Annotated in this window: 23 protein-coding genes; 14 read left to right on the top strand and 9 right to left on the bottom strand. The window is 67.6% G+C overall.

The genetic code is table 11. The features are described 5' to 3' along the window. Positions 1–414: 414 nt before the first annotated feature. Complete coding sequence (locus AC5P9W_RS16365; protein WP_058980362.1) at positions 415–1,509, bottom strand: branched-chain amino acid aminotransferase; 1,095 nt, start codon at positions 1,507–1,509, stop codon at positions 415–417. 59 nt (positions 1,510–1,568) lie between these two features. Then, the gene (sufT, locus tag AC5P9W_RS16370; protein WP_005415385.1) at positions 1,569–2,120 is read right to left on the bottom strand and encodes a putative Fe-S cluster assembly protein SufT; all 552 of its coding nucleotides are present in this window, start codon (positions 2,118–2,120) and stop codon (positions 1,569–1,571) included. A 122-nt stretch (positions 2,121–2,242) separates the two neighbouring features. Between sufT and AC5P9W_RS16375 the strand changes: the two genes are divergently transcribed. Further along, the gene (locus AC5P9W_RS16375) at positions 2,243–2,662 is read left to right on the top strand and encodes a hypothetical protein (RefSeq protein WP_019661152.1); all 420 of its coding nucleotides are present in this window, start codon (positions 2,243–2,245) and stop codon (positions 2,660–2,662) included. 131 nt (positions 2,663–2,793) lie between these two features. On the opposite strand, the gene AC5P9W_RS16380 is transcribed toward AC5P9W_RS16375, so the two are convergent. Further along, complete coding sequence (locus AC5P9W_RS16380) at positions 2,794–4,254, bottom strand: NAD(P)(+) transhydrogenase (Re/Si-specific) subunit beta (protein ID WP_111099047.1); 1,461 nt, start codon at positions 4,252–4,254, stop codon at positions 2,794–2,796. Continuing rightward, entirely contained in the window at positions 4,251–4,571 is a 321-nt protein-coding gene (locus AC5P9W_RS16385; RefSeq protein WP_019661150.1) for an NAD(P) transhydrogenase subunit alpha part 2, read from the bottom strand. Before AC5P9W_RS16385 ends, AC5P9W_RS16380 begins: the two co-directional genes overlap by 4 nt. A 98-nt stretch (positions 4,572–4,669) precedes the next feature. Here AC5P9W_RS16385 and AC5P9W_RS16390 point away from each other — a divergent pair, with 98 nt between their 5' ends. The 3 genes from AC5P9W_RS16390 to AC5P9W_RS16400 are packed head-to-tail and all read left to right on the top strand — an operon-like array spanning position 4,670 to position 6,042. Beyond that, positions 4,670–5,254, top strand: coding sequence for an RNA polymerase sigma factor (locus AC5P9W_RS16390; protein WP_019661149.1), 585 nt, complete (start codon positions 4,670–4,672; stop codon positions 5,252–5,254). Then, positions 5,251–5,577 carry a hypothetical protein gene (locus AC5P9W_RS16395; RefSeq protein ID WP_019661148.1) on the top strand — a complete coding sequence of 109 codons (327 nt, stop codon included), beginning with the start codon at positions 5,251–5,253 and terminating at the stop codon, positions 5,575–5,577. The genes AC5P9W_RS16390 and AC5P9W_RS16395 overlap by 4 nt, the downstream gene beginning before the upstream one ends. A gap of 3 nt (positions 5,578–5,580) precedes the next feature. Then, a complete protein-coding gene (locus AC5P9W_RS16400; protein ID WP_021203207.1) occupies positions 5,581–6,042 on the top strand; it encodes a DUF3106 domain-containing protein in 462 nt (153 codons plus the stop codon). Positions 6,043–6,142: 100 nt separating this feature from the next. Here AC5P9W_RS16400 and AC5P9W_RS16405 read toward each other — a convergent pair whose 3' ends face one another. After that, positions 6,143–7,222: an NAD(P) transhydrogenase subunit alpha gene (locus tag AC5P9W_RS16405; protein WP_021203206.1), complete on the bottom strand. Its 1,080-nt coding sequence runs from the start codon at positions 7,220–7,222 to the stop codon at positions 6,143–6,145. Positions 7,223–7,274: 52 nt separating this feature from the next. Continuing rightward, positions 7,275–9,596: a PacR family protein gene (pacR, locus tag AC5P9W_RS16410; protein WP_021203205.1), complete on the bottom strand. Its 2,322-nt coding sequence runs from the start codon at positions 9,594–9,596 to the stop codon at positions 7,275–7,277. A gap of 331 nt (positions 9,597–9,927) precedes the next feature. Here pacR and AC5P9W_RS16415 point away from each other — a divergent pair, with 331 nt between their 5' ends. The 4 genes from AC5P9W_RS16415 to AC5P9W_RS16430 are packed head-to-tail and all read left to right on the top strand — an operon-like array spanning position 9,928 to position 12,782. Further along, positions 9,928–10,509: a nitroreductase family protein gene (locus AC5P9W_RS16415; protein WP_026347148.1), complete on the top strand. Its 582-nt coding sequence runs from the start codon at positions 9,928–9,930 to the stop codon at positions 10,507–10,509. Then, entirely contained in the window at positions 10,506–11,441 is a 936-nt protein-coding gene (locus AC5P9W_RS16420; RefSeq protein WP_019661143.1) for a 5'-3' exonuclease, read from the top strand. Before AC5P9W_RS16415 ends, AC5P9W_RS16420 begins: the two co-directional genes overlap by 4 nt. Then, entirely contained in the window at positions 11,438–11,992 is a 555-nt protein-coding gene (locus AC5P9W_RS16425; protein ID WP_019661142.1) for an NUDIX hydrolase, read from the top strand. The genes AC5P9W_RS16420 and AC5P9W_RS16425 overlap by 4 nt, the downstream gene beginning before the upstream one ends. Further along, on the top strand, positions 11,985–12,782 hold the full coding sequence (locus AC5P9W_RS16430) for an N-formylglutamate amidohydrolase (protein WP_111099046.1): 798 nt from the start codon (positions 11,985–11,987) through the stop codon (positions 12,780–12,782). The genes AC5P9W_RS16425 and AC5P9W_RS16430 overlap by 8 nt, the downstream gene beginning before the upstream one ends. A gap of 136 nt (positions 12,783–12,918) precedes the next feature. Here AC5P9W_RS16430 and AC5P9W_RS16435 read toward each other — a convergent pair whose 3' ends face one another. Continuing rightward, positions 12,919–14,331, bottom strand: a complete 1,413-nt coding sequence (locus AC5P9W_RS16435) for an MFS transporter (protein WP_019661140.1) — start codon at positions 14,329–14,331, stop codon at positions 12,919–12,921. Positions 14,332–14,436: 105 nt separating this feature from the next. Here AC5P9W_RS16435 and AC5P9W_RS16440 point away from each other — a divergent pair, with 105 nt between their 5' ends. Next, positions 14,437–15,321, top strand: a complete 885-nt coding sequence (locus tag AC5P9W_RS16440; RefSeq protein ID WP_206621782.1) for a LysR family transcriptional regulator — start codon at positions 14,437–14,439, stop codon at positions 15,319–15,321. 90 nt (positions 15,322–15,411) lie between these two features. Here AC5P9W_RS16440 and pip read toward each other — a convergent pair whose 3' ends face one another. Together pip and prmC are read right to left on the bottom strand one after the other, a co-directional pair. Beyond that, positions 15,412–16,353, bottom strand: coding sequence for a prolyl aminopeptidase (pip, locus tag AC5P9W_RS16445; RefSeq protein WP_021203202.1), 942 nt, complete (start codon positions 16,351–16,353; stop codon positions 15,412–15,414). Positions 16,354–16,401: 48 nt separating this feature from the next. Continuing rightward, positions 16,402–17,259: a peptide chain release factor N(5)-glutamine methyltransferase gene (prmC, locus tag AC5P9W_RS16450; RefSeq protein ID WP_021203201.1), complete on the bottom strand. Its 858-nt coding sequence runs from the start codon at positions 17,257–17,259 to the stop codon at positions 16,402–16,404. 322 nt (positions 17,260–17,581) lie between these two features. On the opposite strand from prmC, the gene ahpC reads away from it, so the two are divergent. From ahpC to AC5P9W_RS16475, 5 genes are all read left to right on the top strand, one after another. After that, positions 17,582–18,145 carry an alkyl hydroperoxide reductase subunit C gene (gene ahpC / locus AC5P9W_RS16455; RefSeq protein WP_005408159.1) on the top strand — a complete coding sequence of 188 codons (564 nt, stop codon included), beginning with the start codon at positions 17,582–17,584 and terminating at the stop codon, positions 18,143–18,145. 224 nt (positions 18,146–18,369) lie between these two features. After that, positions 18,370–19,962 (top strand): alkyl hydroperoxide reductase subunit F, encoded by a 1,593-nt coding sequence (gene ahpF / locus AC5P9W_RS16460; protein ID WP_188250618.1) that lies wholly within the window; start codon positions 18,370–18,372, stop codon positions 19,960–19,962. An 85-nt stretch (positions 19,963–20,047) separates the two neighbouring features. Beyond that, complete coding sequence (locus AC5P9W_RS16465; protein ID WP_021203199.1) at positions 20,048–21,010, top strand: LysR substrate-binding domain-containing protein; 963 nt, start codon at positions 20,048–20,050, stop codon at positions 21,008–21,010. Between the two features lie 123 nt (positions 21,011–21,133). Next, positions 21,134–21,538, top strand: coding sequence for a nucleoside diphosphate kinase regulator (rnk, locus tag AC5P9W_RS16470; RefSeq protein ID WP_288041358.1), 405 nt, complete (start codon positions 21,134–21,136; stop codon positions 21,536–21,538). A gap of 50 nt (positions 21,539–21,588) precedes the next feature. After that, positions 21,589–22,545, top strand: a complete 957-nt coding sequence (locus AC5P9W_RS16475; protein ID WP_111099043.1) for a transaldolase — start codon at positions 21,589–21,591, stop codon at positions 22,543–22,545. The last annotated feature ends 446 nt before the right edge of the window (positions 22,546–22,991 follow it).

Here is a 22,991-nt window from a genome sequence, read left to right on the forward strand (position 1 = left end):
CAGAAGCACCGGCCCGAACCCTGGGCTGGCTTGCATTGGCGAGGTTCGAAGTCCGGCGAGCCAGCGGATCCCCCTAACGATCCGCCGTGCAGATGACGCTAATGGCCGAAACCGGACACCACAAGATTTTCAGCGTCTTTTCAGCTAGATGAAATGTTCGTTCTGAGACTTTTCGGGTCAAGGGTTTGTGAAGGTGAAGGAACTTTCTCGCGTCCTGCACAGACCTGACTGGGCCATCACATGTCCCGGAATGACTTTGCCGACATCGGCGTCCGCCGATCCGGAGTCAAATCCTTTTTCACGCGGAAAGGGATCTGACCCCCTTGGCCTGAAATGCAGAAAGCCCGTCGCGGGGACGGGCTTTCCAGAAGCGCAGCCGGGCGCGGGCCCGGCTCTACGATTCGATGTGGGCGATCAGCCCAGCTTGACCAGCCAGTTGTGGCGGTCCGGCAGGCGGCCGTACTGGATGTCGGTCAGCTCCTTGCGCAGCGACATGGTCACTTCGCCGGCCGGGGCGTTGATGTCGCCCACCGAGAAGCCCTCGCCCTTCAGCTGGCCGATCGGGGTGACCACCGCGGCGGTGCCACAGGCAAACACTTCGCTGATCGCACCGGAGGCGACGCCGTCCTTCCACTCGTCGATGCTGACCTTGCGTTCTTCGACCTTCATGCCGCGGTCGCGGGCCAGCTGCAGGATGCTCTCGCGGGTAATACCCTCGAGGATGCTGCCGGACAGTTCCGGAGTGACCAGCGTGCCGTCCTTGTAGACCAGGAACACGTTCATGCCGCCCAGTTCTTCCAGGTACTTGCCCTCTACCGGGTCGAGGAACAGCACCTGCGAGCAACCCTGCGCCTGCGCCTTCTGCTGCGGCAGCAGCGAGGCGGCGTAGTTGCCACCGCACTTGGCAGCACCGGTGCCGCCCTTGGCCGCACGCGCGTATTCGGTGGACAGCCAGATCGACACCGGGGCAACGCCCTTGGCGAAGTACGGGCCGGCCGGGCTGGCGATGACGTAGTAGCCGGCCTTGTGCGCACCGCGCACGCCGAGGAAGGCTTCATCGCCGATCATGAACGGGCGGAAGTACAGGCTCGACTCGTCGGCCGACGGCACCCAGTCGCTGTCGACGGCGATCAGCTGCTTCAGCGATTCGACAAAGATCTCCACCGGCAGTTCCGGCAGCGCCAGGCGCTGCGCCGAACGCTGCAGGCGACGGCCGTTGGCATCCGGGCGGAAGGTCCAGATCGAGCCGTCAGCATGGCGGTAGGCCTTGATGCCTTCGAAGATCTCCTGGCCGTAGTGCAGCACGGCCGCGGCCGGGTCCAGCTGCAGCGGACCGTAGGCACGCACGTTGGCGTTGTGCCAGCCGGTGTCCTTGTCCCAGCGTACTTCCACCATGTGGTCGGTGAAGTGCAGGCCGAAGCCCGGCTTCTCCAGGATCTTGGCGCGCTCTTCAGCGCTGCGCGGGTGGTCCGAACGGGTGACGGCGAAGCTGGGAATGGACTGGGACACCGGAGATTTCCTGTTCTGGTTGCGGGTATTGCCGGGCCCGCGTCACTGCGGGCCGTGGGTCAAAGCATGCCGGTCTCGAGCCGGGCCGCCTCGGACATCATGTGCTGGTTCCACGGCGGGTCGAACACCAGGTCGACGTCGGCCTCGGCCACCGTCGGGATCATTTCGAGCTTGCTGCGCACGTCGTCGACCAGGATCTCGCCCATGCCGCAACCCGGTGCGGTCAGGGTCATCTTCACATCGATCTCGCGCTTGCCTTCGTCCAGGTGCTTGATCTCGACCTCGTAGACCAGGCCCAGTTCGACGATGTTCACCGGAATTTCGGGGTCGAAGCAGGTGCGCAGCTGCTGCCATACCAGCTGTTCCACCTGTTCATCGGTGGCGTCGGCCGGCAGTTCCAGCGGTGCCGGCGCTTCCTTGCCGATGGCGTCGCCGTCCTTGCCGGCGATGCGGAACAGGTTGCCCTCGACGAACACCGAATAACTGCCGCCCAGCGCCTGGGTGATGTACCCATAGCTGCCGGCGGGCAGGGTCACGGTGTCGCCCTGCGGGACCATCACGGCCTCGCAATCGCGTTCGAAGTGGACAGGTTCGCTGCTACGGGAATACATGGGGACCGATATGGGGCCGTGGCCGGGGCCACGCAAGACGGCATTCTAGCCCAGCCGCCCTGTCGCCGCCGGTGCACTGCGGCAAACCACAGTATCCTGTGGGTGATCTTCAGGGAGCTTCGATGTCCTCCAATGCCGCGCGTGCCAGGACCGTGACCTGGCTCTGGCCCATCATGCTGTTGCTGGGCCTGCTTGTTGCTCCCCTCGCCTGGATGGTGCTGGCGCTGATGACCGGCCGGCAGGTCGGCTGGATGGCGGTCGTGACCGCCCTGGAACTGGTGTTCATGCTGCGCATGGGTACGCTGGGCCCGGGCCGGCTGCGCATTGCACTGGTCGTGCTGGGCACCCTGCTGGTGACCGCCGTCGCCAACTGGACCATCGCCAGCGCCTGGATGGGCGGCTCGATCGGGCTGGACCTGTGGGACGCGACCCTGCGGATGGGCCCGCACCTGGCCTGGACCCTGATCGCCCTCGCCAATGGCGCGGTGGAATGGCTGTGGCTGGCGCTGGGCGTGGCCGTGGGCGCCTGGCTGGCGCGCTGAGCACGCCGGTTGCCACGTCCGCCGGGGATATGCAGGTAGATCCACGCCATGCGTGGATGGGATGGTAGTGCCGGCCGCTGGCCGGCAGAAGCGTACGGACCAAGGTCCGCACCCACGGATGCAGCCGGGCCTCAATGCCCGCCGTCGAGCGCCTTCAACTCGCTGACCAGCGAGGCTGCCGCTTCGGCACCATCGCCGTACAGCATGCGGGCGTTGTCGGCGTAGAACAGCGCATTCTCGATGCCCGCAAAACCAGTGCCCTTGCCGCGCTTGATCACCACCACGTTGCGCGCATTGACCACGTCCAGCACGGGCATGCCGTAGATCGGGCTGGCCGGGTCGGTCCGTGCCACCGGATTGACCACGTCGTTGGCACCAATCACCAGCACCACGTCGGTGTTGGCGAACTCCGGGTTGATGTCGTCCATGTCGGCGATCAGGTCGTAGGGCACACCCGCTTCGGCCAGCAGCACGTTCATGTGCCCGGGCATGCGCCCGGCCACCGGATGGATGGCGAACTTCACCTTCACCCCGCGCTGGCCCAGCCGCTGCGCCAGCTCCCAGATCTTGTGCTGGGCCTGCGCCACGGCCATGCCGTAACCAGGCACGATCACCACGCGTTCTGCGTAGGCCATCATCGCCGCGACATCCGACGCTTCAATCGGCTTCTGCGCACCGCTGATCGCCTGCGCTTCCCCGCCGGCGCCACCACCGAAGTTGGAGAACAACACATTGCGGATCGGCCGGTTCATCGCCTTGGCCATCAGCCGGGTCAGCAGGATGCCGGCGGCGCCGACCATCATGCCCGCGATGATCAATGCCTCGTTGCCCAGCACGTAGCCTTCGAACGACACCGCCAGGCCGGTGAACGCGTTGTACAGCGAGATCACCACCGGCATGTCGGCGCCACCGATAGGCAGCGTCATCAGCACGCCCAGCGCCAGCGCCAGTACGAAGAAGGTGACGATCGCCCAGGTGCTGAGCGTGCTGGCGGCGATGATCGCCAGCACCACCACGGCCAGCGCCACCAGCAGGTTCATCACCTGCTGGCCGGGCCAGGTCACGCGCTTGTCCAGGCGCCCATCCAGCTTGGCCCAGGCAATCACCGAACCGGACAGCGACACGGCACCGATCGCCGCGCCGACCACCGCCAGCAGCAGCACCGTGCCCGACGGCTGGCGCGCGGCCAGGTCGGCCAGCGCCTGCGCGCTCCAGTGGCGGGTATCGCGATGGGCCAGGAAGGCGTAGCGCAGCAGTTCCACCGCACCGATCGCCGCCGCCGAGCCACCGCCCATGCCGTTGTACAGCGCCACCATCTGCGGCATGTCGGTGATGGCGACCTTGCCGGCCGACCACCAGGCAAGGCCGGCGCCGAGCAGCAGCGCCACCAGGATCAGCGGCACGTTGTGCAGTTCGGGGAGCAAGAAGGTCGCCACCGTGGCCAGCAGCATGCCCAGCCCGGCCCAGCGGATGCCGCTGCGCGCGGTCAGCGGCGAGGCCATGCGCTGAAGGCCCAGAAGGAACAGCGTGGCGGCAGCGAGGTAACTGGCCTTGACCAGCCAATCGAGCAGTTCGACGGTGCTGATGTTCAAGCCTGCGGCTCCTTCGGTTCGTCCTGGCCCCCCTTGGGCGCGCTCGGCTTGAACATTTCCAGCATGCGCGCGGTGACCACGTAGCCACCGGCGGCGTTGCCGGCACCGAGCACCACGGCGAGGAAGCCCAGGGCTTTCTCCAGCGGCGTCTGCGCATGCCCCAGCACCACCATCGCGCCGATCAGCACGATGCCGTGGATGAAGTTGGAGCCCGACATCAGCGGGGTATGCAGGATCACCGGCACCCGCGAAATGATCACGTGGCCGGCGATGGCCGCCAGCATGAAGATGTACAGCGCCACGAACCCGTCACTCACTGGCAACGCTCCTGCTCTGTCTTCGTCGTCCCATCATAACCATGGGCTGAACCCCGCGTGCACCCGGCGTCAACCGAAGCGGCGCTCACGCGTTGTCGATGGTGACCCCAAGCGAGGAACCGTACCCTGTGCTGGTGAGCAGCCCCGTCCCCCCGAGCGCCGAGACCGATGCCCCGCCGGCATCGCTGGAGGCGTTCCTGGCCAGCGTCGGCCCGCGTGCGTTCCGCTTCGCCGAGGCCGGCCTGCGCCAGCGCGAAGACGCCATGGATGCGGTGCAGGACGCGCTGATGCGCATGCTGGACTACGCCGACAAGCCGGCGGCCGAATGGGCACCGCTGTTCTGGAGCATCCTGCGCCGGCGCGTGATCGACGTGCAGCGCCGGCGCCGCTTCCGCCTGCCGTTCTGGCGCGACAACCAGGACGCGGAAGGCGGCGGGATCGACTGGGCCGATCCTGGCCCCGACCCGGCACAGGCGCATGAACAGCGCCAGCAGTACCAGCAGCTGGTGGACGCGTTGCGCCGCCTGCCCGCCCGCCAGCGCGAGGCCTTCACCCTGCGCGTGCTGCAGGACCTGGACGGGGCCACCACTGCCCGCGCCATGGGCTGCAGCGAAGGCGCGGTAAAAACCCATCTGGCACGCGCCCGGCAGGCGCTGCAGGATTATCTGGAGATCCACCCGTGAAACGCTCCCTGCCTTCCGACGACACCCTGCGCAGCCTGCATGCGCAGTCGCTGCAGGCGCTGTCGCCTGCAACGTTGGCCCGGCTGCGCCACGCTCGCCACGGCGCCACGGCCGCCCACCGGGGGCGCTGGCGCTGGTGGCTGGCCAGTGCGTGCTCGCTGGTGGTGGCGCTGGGGATAGGCCTGCAGTTCACCGGCCATGGCACGCTGACGGGCCCTGCGCCGGCACCTGTGCTTGCCGCGGTGGAAGACAACAGCGCGCTCTACGACGAAAATCCCGATCTGTACCTGTGGCTGGGCGATACCGACCTGGCGATGGAGTGAATCATGCCCCGACTGCACACCCTGCCCCTGCTCATGACCCTGTTGCTGCTGCCGGCCGTCCCGGCGGTGGCGCAGAGCGCCGCGCCCGCCCCTGCCGCACGCCCTGCGCCGGCCGCACCGCTGCCGGCCTGGGAACAGTTGAGTGAAGCGCAGCGGGAGTCCCTGCTGGCGCCGCTACGCGACCGCTGGAACAGCGCCGATGCCGGCCAGCGCCAGCGCATGCTCTCGCACGGCCAGCGCTGGCAATCGATGAGCCCGGAAGAGCGTGACAAGGCCCGCCGCGGCCTGCGCCGCTTCGAGCACATGAGCCCGGAACAGCGTGAGCAGGCACGGGCCCTGTTCGGGCAGATGCGGGATCTGCCGCCCGCGCAGCGCGACGCCCTGCGCGAGCGCTGGTCGCAGATGACGCCGGAGCAACGCAAGGACTGGGTGCGAGAGAATCCGCCGCCGGCGAAGCCGCGGTAAGGCCAGATTCAATCCTCTGTAGCGCCGAGCCCACGCCCGGCTGCTTCATCGCGTCTGCGCAAGCCGAGCATGGGCTCGGCTCTACAGCATGCAGGTCAGGTCACGCTTGCCAGCGCGTCTTGGCCAGCAACTCGTCTTCCCAGTCGAAACCGAGCTGCCCTTCGCGCACGAACAGCGCGACGAAGTTGAGCAGGTTGCGCGCATACATCTCGCTGGCCTGGGTCGCGCCGCGGCTGGCCAAGCCCAGTGGGCCATCAATGGTCACGCCCTGGTGTTCGATGCACTGCCCCGGCTGGGTCAGAGCGCAGTTGCCACCGCTCTCGGCAGCCAGATCCACGATCACGCTGCCAGCAGCCATGCCCTCCACCATTGCCGCAGTCACGATCGTCGGCGCCGGTCGCCCCGGCACCGCTGCGGTGCAGATCACCACATCCACGCTGCGCAGGTGGTCGGCCAGCCGGCGCTGCTGCTCGGCGCGCTCCTCATCACTCAGTGCGCGCGCATAACCGCCCTCGCCGGCCGCACTCACGCCAAGATCGAGGAAGCGTGCACCCAGTGACTGGATCTGCTCGCGGGTTTCCGGGCGCACGTCGAAGCCTTCCACCTGTGCACCGAGGCGGCGCGCGGTGGCAATGGCCTGCAGGCCCGCCACGCCGGCACCGATCACCAGCACCTTGGCCGGGCGCACAGTGCCGGCGGCGGTGGTCAGCATCGGGAAGAAACGCGGTGCACGTTCTGCAGCGATCAGCGCCGCCTTGTAGCCGGCCATGCCGGCCTGCGAACTGAGTACATCCATCGCCTGCGCGCGGGTGGTGCGCGGCAGCTGCTGCAGCGGGAACAGCTGCAGGCGACCATCGGTCGCCAGCGCGGCCAGCGCCGGATCGCTGGACGGGGCCAGCAGGCCGACCACGCTGGCGCCGGGCTTGAGCTGTTCCAGCACCGCCGCAGGGGGGGCCTGCACGCACAGCAGGATGTCGATCTCGGCCCAGCGGCCCGCGTCGAAGACGCGTGCACCGGCATCGTCATAGGCGGCGTCGGTGAAACCAGCGGCCAAACCCGCGCCCGCCTCATACCAGACGGCAATGCCCATGGCCCCGAGCTTGCGCGCGGTTTCCGGCGTCAGCGCCACGCGCCGTTCGCCCGGCGCGGTCTCCTTGATCCCCAGCAACGCCACGGCCATGCAGGTCCCCGCTGATCGGTGAGTTTTCCCGATCCTAGCAGGCGGCCACGGCTCAGTGCAGCGTTGCGCTGCCCGGGTCCAGCCGATCGATCACACCCTGCATCGCGCTGTCGAAGGCGCCGTCATCCACGTGGGCACGCAGGCGGCCCAGCCGCACCATCACCGCCAGTTCTTCCGGCGAGGCCACGCAGAAGCGCACGCCACGACGGTTGACGAACAACAGGCGCGAGGAAATCGGGCTGACCCAGGACAGCTTGCCGGCCTGGACCTTGCCGTCCTTGTCGACGAAATCCAGCCAGTTGCCGATTTCCATGCGGCGGAAGCGGTCGGCATCGGCGTTGTCGAAATCGTCGGCGTCGATCTGCCCGCCGAGCTCGACCGCTGGCGATTCAGCCACCGGCGGTACCGGCAACGCGACCTGCGGCAGCTCCGGCAGCGCGCGCTGCAGCTCCGGCCGCGATTCGGCAATGCCCTGCAAGGTGTCATGCAGGGCATCAATGGCGCCGGTGGCGGCATCACCGTGCACGCCAACGCTGCCGAACACCTTGGCCAGCGCCGGCTGCCAGGCCTGCAGCCATGGCTTGCCGACGATCTGGCGGCGCGCCTCGGCCACTTCCTCCAGCAGGCCGTCGGCCAGGCTCAGTGCCTCGGCCACCGACGCGCCCTCCTCGCCCTCGCGCAGCAGGGCCAGGGTCAGATGGTGCTGCCACGGCTGGCGCAGGAACTCGGCGATGGCCGGCGGCAGGGAGGCATCGCCGATGCGACGGTCCAGTTCGGCACCTGCCCGGCTGCGGGCCATTTCCAGCTTTTCCTGGCCACGCTGCGTTTCGGCGGCGCGCCGCTCGGCGATTTCCACGCGGCGGCGGTGCTGCACGAGGAACTCGCGGAATTCCTCTTCCAGGGTCAGGAAGATCGCCAGGTTCTCGTTGAACTCGGCCACCAGCCGTTCGATGATCTCCTCGACCTTGGCCATCAGCATGCGCTCGGCCTGGCTCTCGCCGGTGTTGCCCTCGCAGGCCTCCGCCAGCGAGTTGAGCAGCTTGCGCGCCGGATGGGTCTTCTGCACGAACATCCGGCGGTCGAGCATCGCCACCTTGACGAAGGGCACCACCAGGCGGCCGATCAGCTCGCGCGAGCGGCCTTCCAGTTCGCGCTCGTCCAGCATCACGTCGAACAGCATGCCCACCAGGTCGATCGCATCCTCGTCCTGCGGGTCCAGCCGGGTCTGGCCCGGATCGACGCCCAGCCGGGTCGCGCTGGACAGTACTTCACTCTTCAACCGCTGCGCCAGGGATTCGCCGTCCTCGCCGATGGCCGCGCGCAGGGTGGCGCTGGGCGTGGCCTGCAGCAGTGACAGCACCGACATCATCTCGCGCTGGCTCAACGGGCGATGCTGGCCGACCGCGACCTGCGCGGCCGAGGTGGCATCCTCGCGAACGTGACGGGTCTGCTGCAGCAGCTCATGCAGGGCCTCCAGCAGCATGCCCTGCTGGCCGGCATACGCCTCGCCGTTGCCGGCATCGTCGCCCCCGAGATGCTGCTGCATGTGGCCACGGCGCTCGGACCAGCGCGCGGCGAAGCGCTGCGCCCAGGCCGGCGCGGCCTGCTCATCATCGCTGAACTCGGATTCCAAGCCCGCCGCGTGGCGCGGCTCGACCAGATCATCCGCCCCCGCCGCCATGCGCGGGTCGGGCGCGGCCGACAATGGACGCCGCGGGGCCCCCACCTGCGACATCACGCCAGCGGCGGCCAGCTGCTCGTCCAGCTTCTCGTAGATGCGGCCCACCGGCGCGCGCAGGTCGCGCTCGCACAGCTTGATCAGCACCAGGTGCACTTCCGGCGCCAGCTCGCAGCCGGCAAAGGCCTCGTGGATGGCCACGCCCAGGTGCTCGGGGCTGACCGGGTTGTGGTCGGCATCCAGCTCGGCGCCGCCGATCAGGCGGCCCAGGCGCCGGTCCAGCCGCGCCAGCACCGGCTTGAAGTCGCGCAGCAGCACGGTGGCGAAATTGCGCACCGCCAGCCGCGATTCCAGTACATGTTCGGCCAGCAGGCTCAGGCCATCTTCGGCAGGACCGGACAGGGTCGCCTCGGCCGACAGCGGCTCGCCGCTGGCGAGCGCGTCCCAAGCCCGCTGCAGATGGCCGGCGAAGGCACCGGCGATGTCCTCGCGGCGGCGGCGCAGTTCACGCATCGCATCCAGGAACAGCAGCTGCGACGAACCGGCATTGCCGGCGCGGTCGAACAGTGCGTCGTCGAAACGCGCCAGTGCGGCCCCGAAAACCTGGCACAGCGCGGGCAGGACCATGTCCCGGGCACGCTGCAACTGGACCGGGTCACGACCCGGCGATCCCATCGGTGTGGGCGCGCTCATCATTCGGGAAGGCTCCCCACCTTCTCTGGTACGACAGTCAGCATGGACATCGCGGCGGCCGGCACACCCCATGTACCGGTACGTCGATGGTAGGCCGGCCAGCCCGTCACGGACAGTGAAACAGTCCTCACTTCAAACCTCATGACCGGCGGCCCGGCAAGATGGATATCGTAAGCCGTGCAAGGCCCACGAGGCGAGAGCACGCGGCCGTCCCTTTCCCGCCAGTGGCATGATGTTCATCACAGTTTGGTATTCAGGGGCTGGACGCGACCCAGACGGCGTCTTCGACCACCCCGACTATAATCAAATGCCCGTGATGACCGGTTCAGACTCCATGCCCGACCCCACTGCCCTGCTTGCCCTGGATGCCCGCCGCTCGGTGCCCTCGCGGCAATTGGGCGAGCCCGGCCCGGACCCGGCAACCCTGCAGCGCATGCTGGCCTCGGCCGTACGCGTGCCCGACCACGGCAAGCGGGTACCGTTCCGCTTCCTGAAGATCGCCGGCGATGCACGTCACACTCTGGGCAACTTCCTGGCCGAGCGCAGCCGCCAGCGCGACCCGCATGCCGGCGAGGCGGTATTCGAGAAGGACCGCCAGCGTTTCAGTCATGCCCCGCTGGTGATCGTGGTGGTGGCCAGCCCGCGCCCGGACCCGAAGGTCCCCGAACAGGAGCAGCTGATGACCGCCGGCTGCGTCTGCTTCGCCCTGCTGCAGGCCGCACAGGCGCTGGGCTTCGGCGCGCAGTGGCTGACCGCCTGGATGGCCTTCGACCCCGCCGTGCACGCCTACCTGGGCCTGGCCGAGGGCGAGAGCGTCGCCGGTTTCATCCATATCGGTACGCCGAAGGCCGCCGTACCCGAGCGCGAGCGTCCGGACCCGGCCGCGCTGCTGCGCGACTGGACGCCGCCGGCATGAGCCTGCCGGCACCGCCGCCTTCGCTGTACCTGGTCGATGCCAGCATCTACGTGTTCCGCGCCTGGCACTCGCTGCCGGACCAGTTCCAGGACGCGCAGGGCTGGCCGACCAATGCCGTGCACGGTTTCGCCCGCTTCCTGCTGGACCTGCTCGAGCGCGAGCGCCCGCAGCACATCGCCATCGCCTTCGATGAAGCGCTGGACAGCGGCTTCCGCCACCGCCTGTACCCGGCCTACAAGGCCAACCGTGATCCGGCACCGGAAGCACTCAAGCGGCAGTTCGTGCACTGCAAGGCGTTATGCGCGGCGCTGGGCCTGGCGGTGCTGGCGCACCACGAATACGAGGCCGACGACCTGATCGGCAGCGCCCTGCACGTTCACCGCAGCAGCCATCGCGGCGTGATCATCTCCGCCGACAAGGACCTGTCGCAGCTGCTGGCCGACCATGACGAGCAGTGGGACTATGCGCGCAACCAGCGCTGGAACGTGGCCGGGGTGAAGGCGCGGCACGGCGTGCACGCGCACCAGATTGCCGACTACCTGGCGCTGTGCGGCGATGCGGTGGACAACATTCCCGGTATCAGTGGCGTGGGCAGCAAGTCCGCCGCCGTGCTGCTGGCCCATTTCGGCAGCATGGATGCACTGTACGAACGCCTGGACGAAGTGCCGTTCCTGCGCCTGCGCGGCGCGGCCCAGATGGCGGTGCGCCTGCGCGAGCAGCGCGAGCATGCCCGGCTCTGGCGCCAGCTGACCACCATCGCGCTGGACGCGCCGCTGGAAGGCAGCCAACCCGGCCTGCTGCGCCAGGCGGCCGACCCGGAACTGCTCGGTGGCCTGTGCCAGACCCTTCGATTCGGCCCGATGACCCGCCGCCGGCTGTTCGATGCCGCTGGCGTGGCCGACCCTCTTCCCACCCACAGCGAGCCCGCATGAGCCAGCGCAATACCGAAGCCCCGCGTGTCGTCTATGAAGGCAAGTACCAGCGCATGGTCGTGCGCGGTACCTGGGAATACAGCGAACGCACCCACGCCGGCGGCCTGGCGGCGATCATCATCGCCGTCACCCCGGAGGACAAGGTGCTGTTCGTCGAACAGTTCCGTGTACCGCTGCAGGCCCCCACCATCGAGATGCCGGCCGGCCTGGTCGGCGACATCCACGCCGGCGAATCGATTGAAGTCTCGGCCGTGCGCGAGCTCGAGGAAGAAACCGGCTGGACCGCCGATCACGCCGAAGTGCTGCTGATCGGCCCGACCTCTTCCGGCGCCAGCAGCGAGAAGATCGCCTTCGTGCGCGCCACCGGCCTGCGCCGGATCGGCGAAGGGGGTGGCGACGACAGCGAGGACATCATCGTCCACGAGATTCCGCGCAGTGAGGCAGCGGCCTGGCTGGTGCAGAAGATGGGCGAAGGCTACGAGCTGGACGCCAAGCTCTGGGCCGGGCTGTGGATGATCGAGCATCACCTGGACGGACGCCCGCGTGGCTGACGCCGACCTGCATGCGCTGCCGGCGCTGCTCGGCGCCGACGACCCGACGATCTACACCCTCCACCGGCCGCAGGGCGCGTCGCCGTACCTGCTGCTGGCCGACCACGCCGGCCAGCAGGTGCCGCGTGCCCTCGCAGGCCTGGGCTTGCCGCAGGCCGAACTGGACCGCCATATCGGCTGGGACATCGGCATTGCCGGCACCACTCGTGCACTGGCCGAACGGCTGGATGCCTGGGCTATCGAACAGACCTATTCGCGGCTGCTGATCGACTGCAACCGCCCACTGGCCTCGCCCACGCTGATTCCGGAGGTGAGCGACCACACCGTGGTGCCCGGCAATGCCGCGCTGTCGGCGGCGCAGCGGCAGCAGCGCATCGATGCGATCCACGCACCGTACCACGCCCGCATCGATGCGGAACTGGACGCGCGCCGCGCTGCCGGCCGCCCCACCCTGCTGGTGATGATGCACAGCTTCACCCCTGTGATGAACGGCGCGCAGCGACCGTGGCACGCCGGCGTGCTGTACCACCAGGACACGCGCTTTGCGCATGCCCTGCTGCAGGCACTGCGCGATGAAGGCGACCTGGTGGTGGGTGACAACGAACCGTATTCGGTCAGCAGTACCAGCGACTACGCGGTACCGGTGCATGGCGAAGGGCGCGGCCTGGTGCACGTGGAGCTGGAGATCCGCCAGGACCTGATTGCCGATGCCGCCGGGCAGCAGGCGTGGGCAGAGCGGCTGGCGCGGATCTTCAGCGCGTTGCAGCCGCAGTTGCTGGCGCTGGGTTGAATGCGCGTGGATCCATTCCGGATCGGTAGTGCCGGCCGCTGGCCGGAAACCTCAGGGTAGTTGGATCAATGTGTTTGCCGGCCAGCGGCCGGCACTGCCACAGGCGCGGCACATCCACCCACGGCAGCGCCTTCAATCATGCCTCGTTGGCCGGGCAGACGGTGGCGGCCGATTCGGCCGGCGCCGGGCGCAAGCCCAGCGCGATCACCACGCCGAACAGTGAAAACAAGGCGGCACCGTATTCGGCGCGCACCAGCCCGGCCAGTGCACTCGGCGAACCGGCTGCACCCGCATGGGCATTGGCCACCATCACCAGCACCGCCAGGCCCAGCGCACCACCGATCTGCTGCGCGGTCGCCGCCATGCCAGATGCAACACCCTGCTGTGCGGACGGCACGCCCTGCCCGGCCACGATCCACATCGAGGTCCAGGTCATGCCCTGGCCGATGCTCAGCACTACCACGCCGGGCAGCAGCGGCCAGAAGTTCGAGGCGTGCGGGAGTGTTGCTGCGGCCCAGGCGATGCCAACGGCACCGGCCAGCTGGCCGAGCACCAGCACCTTGCGTGCACTCCAGCGCTTCAGCGCCCACTCCGCCAGCTGGATGCCGACCGTGCACACCGCCGTCGCCGGCAGGAAAGCCAGGCCGGCCTGCAGCGGGCTCCAGCCGTAGCCGTCCTGGAAGTACAGCGCCATGAAGTAGTACTGCACTCCATAGCTGCTCATGAAGGCGAAGGTCAGGCCCAGTGCCGCGCGCAGTCCGGGCAGCCGCAGCAACGCGAACTGCATCAGCGGATCGCGGCTGCGCTGTTCGATCTGCACGAACGCCACCAGCAGCAGCACCGACAGCAGCAGGCAGCCCAGCGTGGCCGGCGCAGTCCAGCCCCACTCCGGCCCTTGCACGAGGGTAGTGACCAGCAGACTGCCGCCGGCAGTGACGGTGAGGCAACCGGCCAGATCGAAGGAACGGCCCTGCAGACGCGGGCCATCGGCCGGCAACCACGCGCCCGCAGCGACCGCGCAGGTGGTGGCCAGTGGCACGATCACTGCCAGCACCGCCGGCCAGCCGAACGCCTGGGTCAGCACGCCACCGAGCAGCGTGCCCAGCGCCAGGCCCACCGCGCTGGCCATGCTCCAGATCGCAAGTGCGCGGTTGCGCACCGGACCTTCCGCATACAACGTGTTGATCAGCGCCAGCGTGGCCGGGAACAGCAGTGCCGCGCCGATGCCCTGCGCCGCACGCGCGATGATCAGCAGGGTGGCGTTCGGCGCCAGCGCGCCGAGCAGCGACGCCAGTGCGAACAGCAGCATGCCCAGCCGGTAGAAGCGGCGACGGCCGATCAGGTCGGCGGCACGGCCCCCCAGCAGCAGGCTGCCGCCAAAGGCCACGGTGTAGGCACTGACCACCCATTGCAGCTGCTGTGCGTTGATCTGCAGCGCGCGACCCATGTCGTGCAGGGCGACGAAGATGATGGTGGCATCCAGGGCGATGATCAGCTGGGCGGTGGCCAGCAGGGCCAGCGCCCAGCGCGGGTACTTGAGGGGAGGCATCGACGGTCCGGTGCTGTGGGGGAGCGCAGTCTCATTGATGCAGAGCTATCAATAAACCCCTTTCCAGCCATATCTGTCATGATTTTCAGCATGAATGGAACCTCGATGGACCTCAATGCCGTGCGCATGCTGGTGCAGGTGGCTGAAGCACGCAGTTTCACCGTCGCCGCCGGGCAGCTGGGCCTGAGCCAGTCAGGCCTGTCGCGCGCGATCAGTCGGCTGGAGGCCACGCTGGGGGTGAAGCTGCTGCAGCGAAACACCCGCAACGTGGCACTGACCCCGGATGGTCGCCAGTTCGTCGATCAGGTCGCGCCCCTGCTGTGCGGTCTCGAAGACGCCGAACGCCAGTTGGCCGACCGTCCGTGCACGCCCTCGGGCACCCTGAAGATCAGTGCGCCCTCGATGTTCGGGCGCAAGGTGCTGGTACCGCTGCTGGGGCCGATGCTGCAGCAGCACCCGCAACTGCAGGTGGAAGCCGTGCTCAACGACCGCCTGGTCGATCTGGTCGAGGAAGGTTTCGATGCCGCGCTGCGCACCGGCGTCATCGCCGACCAGCGCATCGTCGCGCGGCCACTGCGGCCGCTGCGCTGGGTGACGGTGGCCAGCCCCGGCTACCTGGCCCGCTGTGGCGCACCGGACGATGTGGCGGCGTTGCAGGGCCACGCGTGCCTGGTGGTGCGCAACCTGCGCAGTGGCCGGCTGGTGGACTGGCAGTTCCTGCAGGACGGCCAGCTTCACGACTTCACGCCACCGACGCGGATGGTGTTCGACAGCGGCGATCCGCTGGTGGAAGCGGCGATCGCCGGCATCGGCATCGTGCAGGTGATGGATTTCGCGGTGGCCGACGCGCTGGCCGACGGCCGGTTGCAACGCGTGCTGCAGCCGTTCGAGGGCCGCAGCCGTGCGCTGTCGCTGATCTACCCGCCGTCGCGCCAGCACTCGCCGAAGCTGCAGGTGCTGGCCGACGCGTTGCTGGCCGGGGATTGGTAAATCCACGCCATGCGTGGATGAGGCCGGTAGCGCCGGGCGATGCCCGGCGCTGATGGTGAAGCATTGCCGGCCAGCGGCCGGCACTACCGATCAGGCGAAGCTATCGGTGGCGCGCACCAGCGCATCCACGTTCTCGGCCTCGAACGCCGAATGGCCCGAGGCCGGGGTGATTTCCAGCTTCGCCTTCGGCCACACCTTGGTCAGGTCCCAGGCGTTGGCCAGCGGGCAGACCACGTCGTAGCGGCCGTGCACGATCACGCCCGGGATGTCGGCGATGCGGTGCGCGTCGCGCAGCAGCTGGTCTTCCACCTCGAAGAAACCACCGTTGACGAAGTAGTGGTTCTCGATGCGGGCAAACGCCAGCGCGAAATGCGGGTCTTCGTGGCTGTTGATGAAGTCATCATCGACATGCAGGAAGCTGGTCGCGCCTTCCCACACCGCCCAGGCCTTGGCCGCTTCCAGGCGGGTGGTTTCGTCGTCGCTGGTCAGGCGGCGGTGGAAGGCCGAGATCAGGTCATGGCGCTCCACCGGCGGAATCGGCTTGAGGTAATGCTCCCACGCATCCGGGAACAGGCGGTTGGCGCCTTCCTGGTAGAACCACTCCAGTTCCCAGCGACGCAGCATGAAGATGCCGCGCAGGACCAGTTCGGTCACGCGCTGCGGATGGGTTTCGGCATAGGCCAGCGCCAGGGTCGAACCCCAGCTGCCACCGAACACCTGCCAGCGATCGACCTTCAGGTGTTCGCGCAGCTTCTCGATATCAGCAACAAGGTCCCAGGTGGTGTTGTCCACCAGGTCGGCGTGCGGGGTGGAACGGCCGGCACCGCGCTGGTCGAACAGGATGATGCGGTACTTGGACGGGTCGTGGAACTGGCGCATCTTGTCGCTGCAGCCGCCGCCCGGGCCACCGTGCAGCATCACCACCGGCTTGCCGTCCGGGTTGCCGCACTGTTCGAAGTACAGCGTGTGGCGGTCGTCGACCTTCAGGGTGCCGACGTCGTAGGGGGTGATGGCGGGGTACAGCGTACGCATGCTTGCAGCTCCAGGGTGATGCCCTGCCGGGGCAGGAGAACCTCCATTCTAGGCCGGACGCCGGCCCAGGGTGATGCGGTCGCGCTGCTCCAGGTCCTGTGCGGTCTGCACCTCGACAAATCCCGCCGCGTCGAACAGCGCACGGATCGCCGCGCCCTGGTCCCAACCGTGCTCGATCAACAGCCAGCCCTCGGGCCGCAGGTGGGCCTGGCCACCGTCGACGATACGGCGGATGTCATCCAGGCCATCCGGACCCGAGGCCAGTGCGGTGGCCGGCTCGAAGCGCAGGTCACCCTGCTCCAGATGCGGATCGTCGCTGGCGATGTACGGCGGGTTGCTGGCAATCAGATCAAAACGCGCGCCCTGCAGCGGCGCATACCAGTCGTGCCCGCCTTCGGCGAAGCGGACGTTGCGCAGATCATGGCGGGCGGCATTGCGCGCGGCCACGGCCAGCGCGCCCGGGCTGGCGTCGGTGGCCAGCACCTGCGCCTGCGGCCGTTCGCTGGCCAGTGCCAGTGCAATCGCACCACTGCCGGTGCCCAGGTCAGCCAGCTGCAGCGACTGGTCTGGCGGCAGGCGCTCCAGCGCCAGCTCGACCAGCAGCTCGGTTTCCGGACGCGGGATCAGCGTGGCCGGGTCGACCTCCAGGTCCAGCGTCCAGAATCCGCGACGGCCGGTCAGGTAGGCCACCGGCTCACCGGCCACGCGGCGGGCCAGCAACGCCTCGAAGGCGGCCTGGTCATTGGCGGCCAGCGGATCGGTGGCGTGCGCGAACAGCCAGCTGCGCGGGCGGTCCAGTACATGCAGCAGCAGCAGTTCCGCCTCGTGGCGGGCGTCGATGCTGCCCAAGCGAGCACTGGCGTCGGCTACGACCTGACGCAGGGTGGGTTGGGCTTGAAAGGACATGCTGCAATTGTAGAGCCGAGCCTGTGCTCGGCTGCTTCTGGAGCAGCCGAGCACAGGCTCGGCTCTACAAAACCAGAATCGGTTCAGGTTCCGCAGGGCGGGATAAGGACGGACTATCGGCCCCAAGCAGCGGTCTGCCGAGATTTCCCTTGTCACACAGGCAATTGCAGGATGGCGATGGCCAGGTTCAGTGCCTGCTAAGGGCTCTTCGATAGACTCCATCTATCGAATGGATGCAATCAATGGATTGTTCTTATCGCGAGCGAATGGGTAACCTAGCTCCTGTCGATTCACCCACTCCCCTTCACCAAGAGGAAAAATGATGTCCCTCATCAATACCCAGATCCAGCCGTTCGAAGCCAACGCCTACCACAACGGCGAGTTCATCAAGGTTTCCGACGCCAGCCTGAAGGGCCAGTGGTCCGTCCTGATCTTCATGCCGGCCGCCTTCACCTTCAACTGCCCGACCGAGATCGAAGACGCAGCTGACCATTACGCCGAGTTCAAGAAGGCCGGTGCCGAGGTTTACATCGTCACCACCGATACCCACTTCTCGCACAAGGTGTGGCATGAGACCTCGCCGGCCGTCGGCAAGGCCCAGTTCCCGCTGGTCGGCGACCCGACCCACCAGCTGACCAACGCCTTCGGCGTGCACATTCCGGAAGAAGGCCTGGCCCTGCGCGGCACCTTCATCATCAATCCGGAAGGCGTGATCAAGACCCTGGAGATCCACTCCAACGAGATCGCCCGTGACGTTTCCGAAACCCTGCGCAAGCTGAAGGCTGCCCAGTTCACCGCCGCCAACCCGAACCAGGTGTGCCCGGCCAAGTGGAAGGAAGGCGAGAAGACCCTGACCCCGTCGCTGGACCTGGTCGGCAAGATCTAAGCCCTACCGCCCTGCCGTGTCCCCACGCCACGGCGCGCCCTTCATCCCCGTGCCGGCCCCCCCGCCGGCGTGGGGGTGAACCCAAGACAGCCAACGCTCGCCCGCCTTGGCCAGCCAGCCCCTTCCACGGTCGCTGTCTTGGGTTCACCCCTACCCCCAGCTGGTCCGCTACCTTCTATAGCGGTGCCACGCCCCCTGTTTGCCTGAAGCCAGGAGATGACCCGATGTTGGACGCCAACCTGCAGTCGCAGCTGAAGACCTATCTGGAACGCGTGACCCGCCCGATCCAGATCACCGCGCACGCCGACGATGGCGCCAAGTCGCAGGAAATGCTGGACCTGCTGCAGACCCTGGAGAGCCTGTCGGACAAGATCTCGCTGCAGGTGCTGCGCGATGGGCAGGGCCGCGTGCCGTCCTTCGACCTGGGCACCCCGGGCCAGGACATCCACCTGACCTTCGCCGGCCTGCCGATGGGCCACGAGTTCACCTCGCTGGTGCTGGCGCTGCTCCAGGTGGGCGGTCATCCGTCCAAGGCCACCGCCGAGCTGATCGAGCAGGTGCAGAACCTGGAAGGTGAATACAAGTTCGAAACCTACTTCTCGCTGTCCTGCCAGAACTGCCCGGACGTGGTGCAGGCGCTGAACCTGGCCGCAGTGCTCAACCCGCGCATCCAGCACGTGGCCATCGATGGCGCCCTGTTCCAGGACGAAGTCGAGAAGCGTGAGATCATGTCGGTGCCGACCGTGTATCTCAACGGTGAAGTGTTCGACCAGGGCCGCATGACCCTGGAGCAGATCGTGGCCAAGCTGGACACCAATGCCGGCAAGCGCGATGCCGAGAAGATTGCCGCCAAGGACGCGTTCGACGTGCTGGTGGTGGGCGGTGGCCCGGCCGGTGCGGCAGCGGCGATCTACGCCGCGCGCAAGGGCATCCGCACCGGCATCGCCGCCGAGCGCTTTGGTGGACAGGTGCTGGACACCATGGCCATCGAGAACTTCATTTCGGTGAAGGAGACCGAGGGTCCGAAGCTGGCCACGGCGCTGGAACAGCACGTGCGCGAGTACGACGTGGACATCATGAACCTGCAGCGTGCCAGCGCGCTGGTGCCGGCCGGCGAAGACGGCCTGGTGCAGGTGCAGCTGGAGAACGGTGCGGTGCTCAAGTCCCGTTCGGTGATCCTGTCCACCGGCGCACGCTGGCGGCAGATGAACGTGCCGGGCGAAGACCAGTACCGCAACAAGGGCGTGGCTTACTGCCCGCACTGCGATGGCCCACTGTTCAAGGGCAAGCGCGTGGCGGTGATCGGCGGCGGCAATTCCGGCGTGGAAGCGGCCATCGATCTGGCCGGCATCGTGTCGCATGTAACCCTTCTGGAGTTCGATTCCAGCCTGCGTGCCGACGAAGTGCTGCAGAAGAAGCTGCGCAGCCTGGCCAACGTGACGGTGCTGACCAGCGCACAGACCACCGAAGTGCTGGGCGACGGCAGCAAAGTCACCGGCCTGGTGTACAAGGACCGCATCGGCGGCGATGCCCACCGCGTCGAGCTGGAAGGCATCTTCGTGCAGATCGGCCTGCTGCCCAACACCGAGTGGCTGAAGGATGTGGTGGCGCTTTCGCCGCGTGGCGAGATCGTCATCGATGACCGCGGCCAGACCAACCTGCCGGGTGTGTTCGCTGCTGGCGATTGCACGACGGTGCCCTACAAGCAGATCATCATCGCCATGGGCGCCGGTTCCACCGCCGCACTGAGCGCGTTCGACCACCTGATCCGCTCGTCGGTGAGCAACAGCAGCGGTGCCGTTGCTGAAGCGGCCTGATCCACCGTTCCCAGATCACCGGGAACATTGTCTGCCTGTCGGGTAACCACGCCGTCAGCCGGTCCGTTACCCCTGGGGTGTAAGGATGAACCTACGTGATCTGAAGTACCTGGTAGCCCTGGCCGACCACAAGCATTTCGGCCGGGCTGCCGCCGCCTGCTTCGTCAGCCAGCCCACGCTGTCGACGCAGATCCGCAAGCTGGAAGAAGAGCTGGGCCTGCCGCTGGTGGAACGCGCACCGCGCAAGGTGATGCTGACCCCGGCCGGTCAGGAAGCGGCGGCACGGGCGCGGGTGATCGTGTCCGAAGTGGAACAGCTGAAGGAAGCCGCGCGACGCAGCCGCGATCCGGAAGCCGGCACGGTGCGCCTGGGCATCTTCCCGACCCTCGGCCCGTACCTGCTGCCGCATGTGATCCCGCGCATCCGCGAGCGCTTCCCGGAGCTGGAACTGCTGCTGGTCGAGGAAAAGAGCGACGTGCTGCTGGACCGCCTGCGCGAAGGCAAGCTGGATGCTGCGTTGCTGGCGCTGCCGGTGGTGGACGACCAGCTGCATGCCGAGTTCCTGTTCGAGGAGCCGTTCCTGCTGGCCGTCTCCGGGCGCCACCCGTTGGCCCGTCGCGAACATCTGGACGTGCAGGAACTGGCGACGCAGAAGCTGCTGCTGCTGGAAGACGGGCATTGCCTGCGCGACCAGGCGCTGGAAGTGTGCCGCCTGTTCGGCGCCAATGAGAAGTCCGAATTCCGCGCCACCAGCCTGGAAACCCTGCGGCAGATGGTCGCCGCCGACGTCGGCATCACCCTGCTGCCGAGCCTGTCGGTGCAGCCGCCAGTGCCGCGCTCGAACAACATCCGCCTGCTCGATTTCACCGGCGAGGGCCGTCCCAGCCGCCGCATCGCCATGATCTGGCGTCGCAGCTCGGCCATGAACGACTTCCTGATGGAGCTGGCCGACCAGTTCAAGCGCCTGCCGCAGGCGCTGTTCACCTTGGATGCGCTGAACGCCACGTCCGATGCGGCATCCCTGCCCGGCCCGGCGCTGAACGGCTGAACCCCTGCAGCATCGGCCCGGAATCGGCAGGAGTCGATTCCGGCCGCATTTGTCCCCACAATACAGACAGGCGGCGCCAGCAGGTGCCGCCTTTTGCATGGCTTTCAACCAAGGAGCTTCACCATGAGTACCGCCAGCGGCCTGCCGCCGTCGATCACCGTTTCTACTTTCGACATGGACCGCCTGGACGCCATGCTCGAATCCCACGCGCTGAGCCAGACGCCTGCCGCGCTCGCGCTTGCTGAAGAACTCAACCGGGCCACCGTGATGGCACCGGACCAGATTCCCGAAGGCATCGTCATGATGCATTCGCGCGTGGAATGCGAAGATGAAGTGTCGGGCGAAAAGCACGTCCTGACCCTGGTCTTCCCCCGCGAAGCCAACGTCGATGAAGGCAAGGTCTCCGTGCTGGCCCCGGTCGGCAGTGCCCTGCTCGGCCTTTCGATCGGCCAGAGCATCGACTGGAACGCGCCCGGTGGCCGGAAGCTGCGCCTGCGCGTGACCGCGGTCCATAACGACCGCCCCTGATTACCGCTGCGCACCGCGCGCGATTCGATTCCCTTGCACCAGGAGCCGCAATGAGTACCCCGTCCAAACTGTCCCAGCTGCGTGAACTGTCCGTGGTCGTCGCCGATACCGGTGACTACGAGGCGATCAAGCGCCTGCAGCCGGTGGACTGCACCACCAACCCGACCCTGGTGAAGAAGGCGCTGGACCTGCCGGTCTACGCCGAGCTGATCGAACGCGAACTGGCCTGGGGCCGCCAGCAGGGTGGCGACCGCGAAGCCGTGGTGCACGCGGTGGCCGACCGCCTGACCATCGGCGTCGGCGCGCTGCTGAGCACGCTGGTGCCGGGCCGGGTATCCACCGAGGTGGATGCCGACCTGGCTCACGACACCGCGGCCACCGTGGCCAAGGCCCGCCAGTTCATCCAGATGTACGCCGACGCCGGCGTGCCGCGCGAGAAGATCCTGATCAAGATCGCCGCGACCTGGGAAGGCGTGGAAGCCGCGCGCATCCTGCAGGCCGAAGGCATCGACTGCAACCTGACGCTGATCTTCAACCCGACCCAGGCGCTGGCCTGCAGCGAAGCCGGCGCGTTCCTGATCTCGCCGTTCGTCGGCCGCATCCTCGACTGGTACGTGGCCAACGGCCAGACCCCGGCCACCATCGACGAAGACCCGGGCGTGAAGTTCGTGCGCGGCGTGTACGCCGAATTCAAGCGTCGCGGTTCGCCGACGGTGGTGATGGGCGCCTCGTTCCGTTCGACCGCGCAGATCGAAGCACTGGCCGGCTGCGACCGCCTGACGATCTCGCCGGACCTGCTGGAGAAGCTGGACGCCGACCACGGCGAGCTGCCGCGCAAGCTGGTAGCCGGTGCAGCGGACGGCGCGGCGGTGACCCCGATCGACGCGGCGAAGTTCGCGGCGGACCTGGCGGCCGATCCGATGGCCACCGAGAAGCTGGCGACCGGCATCGAGGCGTTTGCCAAGGATCTGGAAGCACTGCGCGATCGGATCCGCGCGGCACTGTGAGGATTCCGGCCAACGGCTGAGCCCCTCGTGGCGGGGGGCTTGGTCGCGAAGAGCGGGTCATGTGGTTGGCAGGGTGGGTAGGCCGTGCAGGGGACGCTGCAAGTACGTCCCTGTAAGCTGGGTCGCCGCATCCATGCGGCTCACGCCCCTGAACGGCCTACCCACCCTGCCTTCGACAGTTTCCTGCTGCCGCCCGCCACGGAAGAAAGAAAGAAGAGCAAAAGCGGGTCGCGCGCTTCGCTTGCTCGGAGCCGAGCATGGCTCGGCTCTACAAGGGCAATGCAGAACCAAACAAAAAGGACGCGGCGAACGCCGCATCCTTTTTGTTTTCCATCAGTTCGTCAGTAACCAATGCTCTCGCCCACCGTCACCGGGAAACTGTCGAAGGTGGGACGGGCGCAGATGGCGGGACCGTCCACGGCATGGATGCCGTGGCCGAGCCCCCA

It is taken from the genome of Stenotrophomonas sp. YJH_SMC_33, from assembly GCF_059372295.1.